This window comes from Kitasatospora sp. NPDC006697 (assembly GCF_042869935.1).
GTDB lineage: Bacteria > Actinomycetota > Actinomycetes > Streptomycetales > Streptomycetaceae > Kitasatospora.
The window spans coordinates 289,015-302,032 of record NZ_JBIAGU010000007.1 but is presented as its reverse complement, the minus strand read 5'-3'; the positions used below and the strand labels follow the sequence as shown (position 1 = coordinate 302,032).

The following is a 13,018-nucleotide window of genomic DNA, read 5'->3' as shown; positions in this document are numbered from 1 at the left end:
CCCCCCCCCCCCCCCCCCCCCCCCCCCCCCCCCCCCCCCCCCCCCCCCCCCCCCCCCCCCCCCCCCCCCCCCCCCCCCCCCCCCCCCCCCCCCCCGCGCCCCCCCCCCCCCCCCCCCCCCCCCCCCCCCCCCCCCCCCCCCCCCCCCCCCCCCACCCCGCGGCGGCGCGCGTAGTCCGCGAGTTGGTCGTGGCCGATGCGGCCGACGGTGAAGTAGCGCGACGCGGGATGCGCGAAGATCAGTCCGCTGACACTCGCGGCCGGGGTCATCGCATAGGACGAGGTCAGGCCGATGCCGTGGGACCGGGCGTCGAGCAGGTCGAAGAGCTGCTCCTTCTCGGAGTGGTCCGGGCTGGCCGGGTAGCCGAGGGCGGGCCGGATGCCCCGGTACCGCTCGGCGTGCAGGTCCTCCAGCGTCGGAGCGGCCCCGGGCTCGAACCACGCCCGGCGTGCCTCCAGATGCGCGTACTCGGCGAACGCCTCGGCCAGCCGGTCGGCGAGCGCCTTCACCATGATCGCCCGGTAGTCGTCCTGCTCCGCCTCGTATCCGGCGGCCAGCGCCTCCGCGCCGTGGACGGCGACGGCGAAGCCGCCGAGGTGGTCGCCGGACGGGGCCAGGTAGTCCGCAAGGCAGCGGTTCGCCCGCCCCTCGGGCTTGGCGGTCTGCTGACGCAGCATCGGGAACCTGGTCCCGTCGACCACCAGATCGTCCCCTTCGGCGTGCGCGGGCCAGAAGGCGAGGACCCCGCGGGCCCGGAGGGCGTCGTCGGCGACGATCTTGTCCAGCATGGCGTTGGCGTCGTCGTACAGCGTGCGGGCCTCCTCCCGGTCGAGGATCGCCGGGAACTTGCCCTTCAGCCCCCAGGCCAGGAAGAGGAACTGCCAGTCGATCAGCTCGCGGAGCGCGCCCAGGTCCGGAGCCAGCGGGCGGGTGCCGGTGAACGAGGGGGTCGGGAGGTCGGTGAAGTCGACCGCCTCCCGGTTGGCCCGCGCCTGCTCGAGGGTGAGCAGCGCGGTCCGCTGCCGGTCGGCGTGCCGCTCGCGCAGCCGCTCCTGCTCCTCCCGGTTGGCGGCGTCCAGCTCGCGGGCCCGGTCCTCGTCGAGCAGGTCCGACACCACGCCGACCACCCGCGACGCGTCGAGGACGTGCACGGTCGGGTGGTCGTACTCCGGGGCGATCCGCACCGCCGTGTGCTGCTTGGAGGTGGTCGCGCCGCCGATCAGCAGCGGCAGGCTGAGGCCCCGCCGCCGCATCTCGGTGGCGACCGCCGCCATCTCGTCCAGCGACGGGGTGATCAGCCCGGAGAGGCCGATCACGTCGGCGCCCTCCGCGATCGCGGTGTCCAGGATCTTCGCCGCCGGCACCATCACGCCGAGGTCGACGACCTCGTAGTTGTTGCAGCCGAGCACGACGCCGACGATGTTCTTCCCGATGTCGTGGACGTCCCCCTTGACGGTGGCGAGCACGACCTTGCCCCGCCCCCGGCCGGCCTCCTTGTCCTGCTCCAGGAAGGGTTCGAGGTACGAGACCGCGCGCTTCATCACCCGGGCGCTCTTGACCACCTGCGGGAGGAACATCCGGCCGGAGCCGAACAGGTCGCCGACGACCTTCATGCCGTCCATCAGCGGCCCCTCGATCACGTCGAGCGGACGGCCGAGCAACTGCCGCGCCTCCTCCGTGTCCTCCAGCACGAAGTCGACGATGCCGTGGACCAGCGCGTGGCCGAGCCGCTCCTGGACCGTGCCCTGCCGCCAGGACAGGTCGACCTCCCGCTTGGTCCCGCCACCGGTGACCGTGGAGGCGAAGGCGACCAGCCGGTCGGTGGCGTCCGGACGCCGGTCGAAGAGCACGTCCTCGACCAGCTCCAGCAGGTCCGCCGGGATGTCCTGGTAGACCGCCAGCTGACCGGCGTTCACGATGCCCATGTCCAGGCCGGCCCGGACGGCGTGGAAGAGGAAGGCCGAGTGCATGGCCTCCCGTACCCGGTCGTTGCCCCGGAACGCGAAGGAGAGGTTGGAGATGCCGCCGCTGACCCGCGCTCCCGGGCAACGCCGCTTGATCAACGGCAGGGCATCGAGAAAGGCCTTGGCGTACCCGTTGTGCTCCGGGATGCCGGTGGCGACCGCGAGCACGTTCGGATCGAAGACGATGTCCGTCGGTGCGAAGCCGATCCGCTCCACCAGCAGGTCGTAGGCGCGGGCGCAGATCTCCACCTTGCGCTCGGCCGTGTCGGCCTGGCCCTGCTCGTCGAAGGCCATCACCACGGCGCCGAAGCCGAAGCCGCGGATCCGCTCGGCCTGCGCCAGGAACTCCGCCTCACCCTCCTTGAGGCTGATCGAATTGACGATGCCCTTGCCCTGGACGCAGGCCATGCCGGCCTCCAGCACGCTCCACTTGGAGCTGTCGATCACGATCGGGATCCGGGCGATCTCCGGCTCCGTCGCGATCAGGTTGAGGAAGGCGGTCATCGCCCGCTCGCCGTCGAGCAAATCGGCGTCCATGTTGACGTCGAGCAGGTTGGCACCGCCGCGGACCTGTTCCAGGGCCACGTCGAGCGCGGCCTGGAAGTCGTCCGCCTCGATCAGTCGCCGGAACCGGGCGGAGCCGGTGACGTTGGTGCGCTCGCCGATCATCACGAAGCCGGTGTCCGGGCCGATCTCGAACGGCTCCAGGCCGCTGAACCGGGTGCGGGCCGGCGGATCGGGCAGCGCCCGCGGCGGGACGCCGCGCACCGCGGCGGCGATCCGCTCGATGTGCTCCGGCGTGGTGCCGCAGCAGCCGCCGACGATGTTGACCAGGCCCTCGCGGGCGAACTCCCCGAGCAGCCGGGCGGTCTCCTCCGGAGTCTGATCGTACCCGCCGAAGGCGTTGGGCAGTCCGGCGTTGGGGTGGCAGGCCACCCGGGTCCCGGCGATCCGGGCCAACTCGGTGACGTACGGCCGGACCTCCGCCGCACCCAGGGCGCAGTTCACCCCCACCACCAGGGGATCGGCCCACTCGACGGACCGCCAGAACGCCTCCACGGTCTGGCCGGACAGGGTGCGGCCGCTGAGGTCGACGATGGTGACGGAGAGCCAGATCGGCAGCTCTGGAGCGGCCTCCCGGGCCGCCGCCACCGCCGCTTTGGCGTTGAGGGTGTCGAAGATGGTCTCGATCATGAGCAGGTCGACGCCGCCCTCGGCCAGCGCGGCGATCTGCTCCGCGTAGGCCGCCTTGACCTGGTCGAACGTGACTGCCCGGAACGCCGGGTCGTCCACCTTCGGGGACAGCGACAGGGTGACGTTCAGCGGCCCGACCGAGCCGGCCACGAACCGGCCGCCGGCCTCGTCCGCCGCCTGTCGGGCCAGTTGGGCGCCGCGCCGGTTCATCTCGGGCACCAGGTGCTCCAGGCCGTAGTCGGCCTGTCCGATGCCCGTCGCGGTGAAGGTGTTGGTGGTGATGATGTCCGCGCCCGAGGCCAGGTAGCGCCGATGGACGTCGAGGATCAGGTCCGGCCTGGTCAGGTTGAGCAGGTCGGGATCGCCCGTGACGTCGTGCGGGTGCTGCTCGTGGACCAGCTCGCCGCGGTAGTCGGCCGGGCCGAGCCCGAGGCCCTGCAGGAGGGTGCCCCAGGCGCCGTCCAGCACGGGGATCCGCTCGTCCATCAGCTGCCGCAGTGCCGTGCTCACGTCTGTCCGACGCTGGGATTCATGCATCTCGACCTCCGTCGCTAGATACGTCGGAGGCGCCCTTGGGATCGTGATACCGGGTGAGCGTGGCGGGCGGAGCCCGTTGCAGCGCCTCTCGACCTGGCATTCGTATGCAGTGGAACGCATGCACTCTAGCAGCGGCTCCGGGTTCGGCCGAGTAACCCTCGTGCGGTGGCGAGAAGTTGCCGAGCAGCTGCCGCCGGAGCCGCCGTCGGTCCGGCCCCGCCGTTCCTAGGGTGATCACGAAGAGCCACCAGAGGAGTGACTGCCTGTGATCCCGCTGTCCCCGGCCCAGCAGCGGCTGTGGTTCCTGAGCCGGCTGGAAGGCCAGTCGGCCTGGTACAACGTCCCCGTCGCAGTGCGGCTGCGCGGCGACCTCCACCGGGAGGCTCTCCGGCTCGCCCTGGACGACCTGACGCAGCGTCACGAACCGCTGCGCACCAGCTACCCGGCGCCGGGCGGCGGTCCGGAGCAGCGTCGCCACGATGCCGTGCGGGTGGCGCTGCCGGTGCTCCCGGTCACCGAGGACCGGATCCCCGCCACGGTCGCACGGCTCGCCGCCGAGCCCTTCGACCTGGCGGTGGACCTCTCGCTCCGTGCCCACCTGCTCGCGGTCGACGCGCGCGATCATGTGCTCGTCCTGGTGATCCACCACATCGCCACGGACGGCGCCTCGACCGGCCCGCTCTTCCGGGACCTGGCCACGGCGTACCGGGCCCGCTGCGGCGGGACGGCGCCCGACTGGGATCCGCTGCCCGTGCAGTACACCGACTACACGCTGTGGCAGCTGGCGCAGCTCGGCGACGAAGCCGATCCGGACGGCCCGGCCGTGCGGCAACTGGCCTTCTGGCGCACGGCCTTGTCCGGCCTGCCCGACGAGGCGACGCTGCCGCCGGACCGGCCCCGCCGAGCAGTGGCGTCCGGCCGGGGCGCCCTGCACACCGTGCGCTGTCCGGCCGGGACGCACGCAGGCCTCACCGAGCTGGCGCGGGAGACCGGCACCACCCTCTTCATGCTCTTCCAGGCGGCCACCGCCGTGCTGCTCGCCCGGTCCGGCGCCGGATACGACGTGCCGATCGGCTCCTTCGCCGAGGGGCGTCCTGACGAGGCGCTGGAGGACCTGGTCGGCTTCTTCGTCAACACCCTGGTGCTGCGCACCGACCTCGGTGGCGACCCGACCTTCCGTCAACTGCTGAACCGGGTCCGCCAGACGGACCTCGCCGCGTGGGACCACCAGGACCTGCCCTTCGACCGCATCGTCGAGGAGGTCAACCCCCGGCGCTCGGCCGCGCGGCACCCGCTCTTCCAGGTCCTGGTGACCCAGGAGGAGGTGCCCGCCGCACCCGAACTGCACGGCCTGGCCACCTCGCTGGAGCCGGTGGGCCCGGGACCGGCCAAGTTCGACCTGGGCATCGTCTTCACCCCGCGGCACGGACCCGGCGGGGAACCCGCTGAACTGGAGCTGACCGTCCACTACGCCACCGACCTGTACGACCTGCCCACCGTCCGGGACGCGGCCGACCGCCTGGTCCGGGTGCTGCGTGCGATGGTGACGGACCCGGATGCGCGGGTGGGCGGCGTCGAACTCCTCGCCCCCGCGGACCGGCGGACGATCCTCGCGGCCTGGAACGACACCGCCCGCGACCTCCCGCGCGAGGTGCTGCCGGAGCCGGTCCAGCGGCAGGCCGCGGCCACCCCCGGCAGGATCGCCCTCAGCTCGGGCGAGGCCGTCCTGACGTACGGTGAACTGAACTCCCGCGCCAACCGGTTGGCCCACCACCTGATCGGCGCCGGGGTCGGACCGGAGTCCCTGGTGGCACTGGCACTGCCGCGGTCGCCGGAGCTGCTGGTGGCGCTGCTGGCGGTGGCGAAGGCGGGCGGCGCCTACCTGCCGGTGGACCACCGCCACCCGGTCGAACGGAACGCCCAGGTGCTGGCCGACGCGCGCCCGGCCTGCCTGATCAGCACGTCGGCGGTGGCCGCGGAGCTGCCGGCCGGCGGCGCGCCGCGGCTGCTGCTCGACCACCCGGACACCCGCCGCGCGCTGGCCGGCCGGCTCGACACCGACCCCGGCGAGCGGGACCGGCTCGGCCCGCTCACCCCCGACCACCCCGCCTACGTGCTCTACACCTCGGGGTCCACCGGGCGGCCCAAGGGCGTCGTGGTGACCCATGCGGGCCTGGCCAACTTCCTCGCCGCGATGGCCGAGCAGGTGCCGCTCGGCCCCGACGACCGGCTGCTCGCGGTGACCACCGCCGCCTTCGACATCGCCGCGCTGGAACTGTTCCTGCCGCTGCTCGCCGGGGCCCGCGTGGTGCTCGCCGACGAGCGGACGGTGCGCGATCCCGCCGCGCTCGCCGCCCTCGCCCGGACCTCCGGCGCCACCGTGCTCCAGGCCACCCCGTCGCTCTGGCAGGAACTGCTGGAGACCGACCCGGACGCCGTCCGCGGCCTGCGGAAGCTGGTCGGCGGCGAGGCCCTGCCGGTCTCGCTGGCCGGGCGGCTGGCCGACGGGGACGGTGCGGCGCTCAACCTCTACGGCCCGACCGAGACGACCGTCTGGTCCACCTGCGCCGTCGTGACGCCCGCCGGCCCGGTGTCGATCGGCCGGCCGGTGGCCAACACCCGCGCCTACGTGCTGGACGAGGCGGCGAGACCGGTCCCGGTCGGCGTCCCGGGCGAACTCCACCTGGCCGGTGCCGGACTGGCCCGCGGCTACCTCGGCCGGCCCGGCCTGACGGCGGAACGCTTCGTCGCCGACCCCTTCGGCCCTGCCGGCACGCGGATGTACCGCACCGGCGACCTGGTCCGGTGGAACCGGGACGGCAGCCTGGCCTTCCTCGGCCGGGTCGACCACCAGGTGAAGATCCGCGGGCACCGGATCGAGCTGGGCGAGGTGGAGGCCGCCCTCGAGGCCCATCCCTCGGTGGTCCGCGCCGCCGCGGTGGTCCGCGAGGACCGTCCCGGGGATCCCCGGCTGGTGGCCTACGTGGTGCTGGAACCCGGCGCCGAGGATCCGTCGGCCTCGCTGCGCGCCTTCCTCGGCCGGCGGTTGCCCGGCCCCGCGGTGCCGTCCGCGACCGTCCTGCTGCCGAGGCTGCCGCTGACCCCCAACGGCAAGCTCGACCGCCGGGCGCTGCCCGCCCCCGAGCCCGGCACGGCCCCGGGGGCACGCGGCCCGCGCAGCCCGCGGGAGCGGGCGCTTTGCGCCCTGTTCGCACAGGTCCTCGGCGTGCCGGAGGTCGGCGTCGACCAGGACTTCTTCGAACTGGGCGGCCACTCCCTGCTGGCCATGCGCCTGATCGGCCGGATCCGCGCGGAGCTGGGCGCGGACCTGACGATGCAGAGCCTGTTCGAGGCGCCCACCGCGGGCGGGCTGGCGACCCGGCTCGACGGACCCGCCGGGGACCCGTACGCCCACGTCATCGAGTTGCGCCGGGGGAGCGGCGGCCGGCCGGTGTTCTGCGTCCACCCGGTCGGCGGGCTCGCCTGGTGCTACGCGGCGCTGCTGCCGTACCTGGAGGCCGACGCCCCGGTCTACGGGCTGCAGGCCACCGAGAGCCACGGCAGCTTCCCCCCGGTCGCCTCGCTGGCCGAGTTGGTCGACCGGTACGCCGAGCTGATCACCGCCACCCGGGCCGAGGGGCCGTACGTCCTGCTGGGCTGGTCGCTGGGCGGCCGGCTGGCCTACGAGATCGCGCACCGGATCGAGGCCGCGGGCCGGCCGGTCGACCTCGTCGTCATGTTCGACTCCTGGCCCGAGGAGTCCGCCGAGGGGCTGGACCTCTCCGATGCGGAGTTCGCCCGCTGGCTCGCCGGGGAGGCGAGCGGTGGCGGGCCCGACGGTCCGGCCGACGACCGCCAGGCCGGCGCGCTGGCCGCTGCGGCCCGGGCCATCACCGCCCTGCTCGGGCCGCCGACGACCGGCGGATACCGGGGCCGGGTGCTGAGCATCGCGGCATCCGGCACGGTCGAGGAGCGCGGACCGGTCGACCTGGCCTGGCAGCCCTACCTCGGCCGCGCCGAGCACCACGTGGTGCGGGCGCGCCACCAGGAGATGATGAGCGCGCCGGCGGTCGCCCAGGCGGGACCCGTCCTCCGGGCGGCGCTCGACCGTCCGGGAACCGCCGGAACGGTCCGCGGAAGCGTGCGGTGAGGGCGCCGGATGACTCCCGACAAGCTGCCGATCTCCTGCCGCCGCTGCTGCCGACCGCCACTTCGCAGGTCTCCTACTGTCCGTCAGGTGACCAATAGCAGCGGAACCTGCCTGGCGATCGAACGCGCGCTGTGCGACAGCTGGACGGACCTGTTCGGCACCGCGGTCGGTCCGTACGACGACTTCTTCGACCTCGGCGGCGACTCGCTGCGGGTGGTCGACGCGGTGCTGGCTGCCCGCGGCCGCGGGATCGGACTGCGCAGCTCGATGGTCTTCCGGGCCCCCACCCCCGCACGCCTGGCCGAAGCCCTGACCGTCGGAGCGGCCGGGCAGGACGGGCCGGACGGCGCCGAACCGCCGGCCGCGCTGACCGCCGGGGGCGAGCGGACCGAGGACGGCACCGACCCGCTGCCGCCGCCCGCTGCGGGCGCCGGCGCGCCCGGGCCCGAACCCCTCTTCCTCGTCCACTCCGACCACCTCTTCGGCGCCGAGCACGAGGCCGTGCGGGCCTGGTCCGCGGGGCGGCCGGTGCACGGGCTCCGCACGCCGGGCACCACCGCCGGCACCGCGCCCTGGCAGGGCGGAGTCGAGGAGTTGGCCGACCGTTTCGCGGCCGAGGTCACGCGGATCCAGCCCGCCGGTCCGTACTCCCTGGCCGGCGTGGGCAGCGGGGCGGTGCTCGCCTTCGAACTGGCCCGTCTGCTGAACGCCTGCGGCCGGGAGACCGCCTTCCTCGCCCTGGTCCGGCCGGCCGTCCCCGGCGGGCAGGCGGGACCGGCCGACCCCGAGGAGGCGCTGCGGCGACGGCTCGCGGCGGTCACCCGCCGGTTCGGCCTGCGCGGTGACGAGAGCGCGGCGGAGGTGCTGCGCCGGATGCGCGAGGGCGGCTGGTACGACGGCTCCACCGAGGCGGCCGAACTGCCCCGGCTGCAGCGGGCGGCGGCCGCGCTCGCCGCGGCGGTGGCCCGGTACCGGCCCGGGCCCTACGCCGGTCCCGCGGTCCTGGTGCAGGACGCCCGGGACGCGGAGGGCACCGAGCAGGTCTGGGGTCCGGTGCTCGGCGACTGCCCGGTGCACTGGACCGAGTACGGCCTGGAGGCGCTGCGGCCGGTGGTCGCCGACGCCGAGGCGACCCGCTTCCTGGCCGAGGAGTTCGCGCGGTCCGCCACCGGCCAGGCACCCCGTCCGCGGTACCCGAGTCCGTCAGGAGAGCAGTGAGCACGCAGCCCGAAGCCGTCCGGCCCCGCCCGGCCCTCCGCTTCCGCCCCACGCAGCGCAGCTGGCTGGTCCGGAGCAGGCGGGTCGCCGATCCCGCGCTGCGGGTCGTCTGCCTGCCGCACATCGGGGGCGGCGCCGCCCTCTACAGCGCCTGGGCCGACCGGCTGCCGCCCCGGGCCGAGCTGTGCGCGGTGCGGCTCCCCGGCCGGGAGAACCGGTTCGAGGAACCGCCCATCGAGGATATGCCCGCCCTGCTGGACGGCCTGGAGGAGGCGCTGGCCCCGCTGCTCGACCGGCCCTACCTGCTGTTCGGGCACTGCTCCGGCTCGCTGATCGCCTTCCACCTGACCCGGCGGCTGCGCGCGGCCGGCCGGCCGCTGCCCGCCCGGCTCGTGGTCACCTCGATCGAGGCGCCGGCGGGCCGGGTGATCGAGGACCCGCTGCACCTGCTGCCCCGGCCCGAGCTGTTCCGCCGGTTCGCGGACTACGGCGGCATCGCCCACGACGTCCTCGAGGACCCGGAGCTGATGGCCGTGTTCGAGCCCACCATCCGCGCGGACTACAGGCTGGTCGAGCGGGTGCCGTACACCCCCGAGCCCGCGCTGGAGGTTCCGCTCACCGTCATCGGCGGTGTCGACGACCGCTTCACGCCCTACGAGTCGCTGGCCGCCTGGCGGCACGAGACCACCGAAACCTTCTCGCTCCACCTGCTGAAGACGGGGCACTTCGTGCTGGACGAAGCCGCCGGGATCGTCGCGCGGCTGGTGGCCGACCTGGAGGAGAGTCAGTCATGACCGGTCCCTTCACCCTGCCCACCGCCCGGCGCGCGGGCACCGCGCCCGCCGAGGTGTCCGTGCCGTACGGTGACCTGATCGAGGGTCTGGCCGCGCTGGGCGAAGCGGCGCACGCGCGGCTCGCGGACGTGCTGCTGGCCGCCCACGTCAAGGTGCTGCACGCGCTCACCGAGGACGGGGACCGGCACGCCGAGCTGGAGCTGCCCGACGGGCGCCCGGGGACCGTGCCGCTGCGGCCGGTCCCGGCGAGCTGGCGGCTGCTGGTGCGGCGGGTCGCCGAGCAGGCCGCGGCGGGCGAGCCCGGCACGGCGGCCGGCGGCGGCCGGGTCCTCTTCGTGCCCCGGACGCGCGGCACCGCGCCGTCCGACGAGCCCGGCGTGACGGTCACCGTCGACCAGGGGCGGCTGCGGCTGAGGGCCGGCGCCGACGGGCCGGACGCGGCCGGGCTGGGCGCGCTGGCCGCCCGGTACCGGCCGGTCCTGGAAGCGATGGCGGCCGACCCGGACGGCGATGCCCGGGCCGCCCGGCTGCCGGCCGCGGAGCGGGACAAGCTGCTGCACGCCTGGAGCCGTGGACCGGGCGCCGAGCGCGCGGCGCGGGGCGTCGACGTCCTCATCAGGGCCCAGGCCGCCCGGACCCCGGACGCCGTCGCCGTTCGCTGGGCCGGCGGGAACCTGACGTACCGTCAACTGGTGGAGCAGGCCAATAGGATGGCTCACCAGCTCAGCGCCCTCGGGGCCGGCCCCGGCCGGCTGGTCGGAGTCTGCCTGCGCCGCGGCCCCGAGCTGCTGCCGGCCGTGCTCGGGATCTGGTCGACGGGCGCCGGCTACCTGCCGCTGGGACCGGAACTGCCAGCCGAACGACTGAAGTTGATGACAGAGGCGGCCGGCTGCGAGTTGGTCGTGACCAGCACCGAACAACTTCCGGCGCTCGGCGCGCCGGCGGGCGCCCGGTACCTGCTGACGGACCGGGACCGGGCGGCGATCGAGGCCCGTCCGGCCACCGCACCGCCGACCCCGGACGACCCGGGCCGACTCGCCTACGTCATCTACACCTCGGGCTCCACCGGCGTGCCCAAGGGCGTGCTGGTCGACCACCGCGGCCTGGCCAACTACCTGCTGTGGACCGCCCAGGCCTACGCCGGCCGGGGCACCGGCGGCTCGGCCTTCTTCTCCTCGATCTCCTTCGACCTCGGCATGCCCAGCCTCCTCACACCGCTGCTCACCGGACAGTCCGTGCACCTGCTGCCCGATCCCATCGACCTGGCGGACCTCGGCGACGAGTTGGCCGCCGGCGCACCCTACAGCTTCCTGAAGATGACGCCCGGCCACCTCGACCTGCTCAGCCTCGACCTGGAGCCCGGCGCGGCACACCGCCTCGCGGGCCTGGTGATCGCTGCGGGCGACGCCTTCACCAGCGAACTGGCCCGGCGGTGGATCGAGCTGGCCGGCCCGGGCGGCACCGCGCTGGCCACCGAGTACGGCCCGACCGAGATCACCGTCGGCAACTCCGGGCAGCCCATCGACGAACCGCCCGGCAGCGAGCTGATCCCCCTCGGCAGCCCCATCCCCAACACCACCATGTACGTCCTCACCGACCGCCTGGAACCCGTGCCCATCGGCGTGCCCGGCGAGGTGTTCATCGGCGGCGCCGGGGTGGCGCTGGGCTACCTGAACCAGCCCCGGCTGACCGCCGAACGCTTCCTCGCCGACCCCTACGGGCCGCCCGGGGCGCGGCTGTACCGCACCGGGGACCGGGCCCGGTGGACCCGGGACGGCAGCCTGGAGTTCCTGGGCCGCACCGACCACCAGGTGAAGATCCGCGGCCACCGCGTCGAACTCGGCGAGATCCAGGCGCGGTTGCGCGAGCACCCGGCGGTTGGCGAGGTGGTCGTGATCGCTTGCGGTCCGGCCGGCCGCGCGCGCTCGCTGGCCGCGTTCGTCGTGCCCGCGCCCGGCGCGGTGTCGGAGCCGGAGCAACTGCGCGCCCACGCGGTCGCACGACTGCCGTGGTACATGGTGCCCGCGCACTTCGTCACTGTTGACCGGCTGCCCCTGACCCGCAACGGCAAGGTCGACCGGCTCGTGCTGCTCGACCTGCTCCCGCTCTGACTGGAACGCACCACTGAGAGTAGAGGCAGGAACGTGTCCGATCTCGCCGAACCCCAGGCCGGAATCGCCACCGCGGCCCGGCTGGAACTCACCGACGAGGAACGCGCCCAGCTCCATGCGCTGGCGGCGGAACTGGCCGGGGCGCCACCCGGGTTGCTCGACGACCCGGACTGGCTGGCGCTGGCGCGGCGGGCGAGCTGCCGGCTGCCCGTGCGGATCCTGGCGGCGCTGCGGCAGCTGCGCCAGGACGCCGGCCGGGCCGGCATCCTCTCGCTGCGCGAACTGCTCGCCGAGGAAGGGGCGTTGCCCGACACTCCGACCGTCCCGGACTCGGTGGAGCGGATCCCGGCGCTGCCCTCCACGGTCGCCATGCTGCTGGGCCAGCAGCTCGGCGAGGTCGTCGCCTACCGGAACGAGAAGGGCGGCGCCCTGGTGCAGAACGTGGTCCCGGTCCGCTCGCTCGCCGACTCGCAGAGCAACGCCGGATCCGTGCCGCTCGAGTTGCACAACGAGAACGCCTTCCATCCCCACCGACCCGACTTCATCGGGCTGTTGTGCCTGCGCGGTGATCACGACGGGCGGGCGGGCACGGTCGTCGCCTCGGTGCGCGACGTGCTGCCGCTGCTCGGCCCGGCGGACCTCGCGGTGCTCGGCAGCCCGCGCTTCCTGACCGAGGCCCCGCCCTCCTTCACCTCCGGCGAGGCCACCTCACCGCACCCCGTGCTCGGCGGCCACCCGTCCGACCCCGACCTCCGGGTCGACTTCAACGCCACCACGCCACTGGACGAGGAGGCCGAGGCGGCGCTCGCCCGACTCGGCGAGGCGCTGCAGGCAACCTCCTCGTCCCTGGTACTGCGGCCCGGCGAGATGGTCTTCATCGACAACCGCCTGGTGGTGCACGGCCGCACCGACTTCACGCCCCGGTACGACGGACGGGACCGCTGGCTGCACCGGGTCTACGTGCACCTGGACAGCCGGCGCAGCGGCCGGCACCGGAGCGGCCGCCGACCGCTGCTGGCCTGAGCGGCCGCGATGGGAGCGGAACGAAGA

General features: G+C 74.6%; 6 protein-coding genes. 5 read left to right on the top strand and 1 reads right to left on the bottom strand.

Annotation, left to right across the window (positions count from 1 at the left end):
- Positions 1–3,668 (bottom strand): methionine synthase (gene metH / locus ACFYNO_RS12910; RefSeq protein ID WP_388009961.1); only part of this gene is annotated, 3,668 nt, incomplete at its 3' end.
- 292 nt (positions 3,669–3,960) lie between these two features.
- On the opposite strand from metH, the gene ACFYNO_RS12905 reads away from it, so the two are divergent.
- The 5 genes from ACFYNO_RS12905 (at position 3,961) to ACFYNO_RS12885 (ending at position 12,991) form a co-directional block, all read left to right on the top strand.
- Positions 3,961–7,845 carry an amino acid adenylation domain-containing protein gene (locus tag ACFYNO_RS12905; protein WP_388009958.1) on the top strand — a complete coding sequence of 1,295 codons (3,885 nt, stop codon included), beginning with the start codon at positions 3,961–3,963 and terminating at the stop codon, positions 7,843–7,845.
- Between the two features lie 87 nt (positions 7,846–7,932).
- The gene (locus ACFYNO_RS12900) at positions 7,933–9,063 is read left to right on the top strand and encodes a thioesterase domain-containing protein (RefSeq protein WP_388009955.1); all 1,131 of its coding nucleotides are present in this window, start codon (positions 7,933–7,935) and stop codon (positions 9,061–9,063) included.
- Positions 9,060–9,857, top strand: a complete 798-nt coding sequence (locus ACFYNO_RS12895; RefSeq protein WP_388009952.1) for a thioesterase II family protein — start codon at positions 9,060–9,062, stop codon at positions 9,855–9,857. Before ACFYNO_RS12900 ends, ACFYNO_RS12895 begins: the two co-directional genes overlap by 4 nt.
- The gene (locus ACFYNO_RS12890) at positions 9,854–11,968 is read left to right on the top strand and encodes an amino acid adenylation domain-containing protein (protein WP_388009949.1); all 2,115 of its coding nucleotides are present in this window, start codon (positions 9,854–9,856) and stop codon (positions 11,966–11,968) included. Before ACFYNO_RS12895 ends, ACFYNO_RS12890 begins: the two co-directional genes overlap by 4 nt.
- A gap of 33 nt (positions 11,969–12,001) precedes the next feature.
- On the top strand, positions 12,002–12,991 hold the full coding sequence (locus tag ACFYNO_RS12885) for a TauD/TfdA family dioxygenase (RefSeq protein ID WP_388009946.1): 990 nt from the start codon (positions 12,002–12,004) through the stop codon (positions 12,989–12,991).
- Positions 12,992–13,018: the final 27 nt, after the last annotated feature.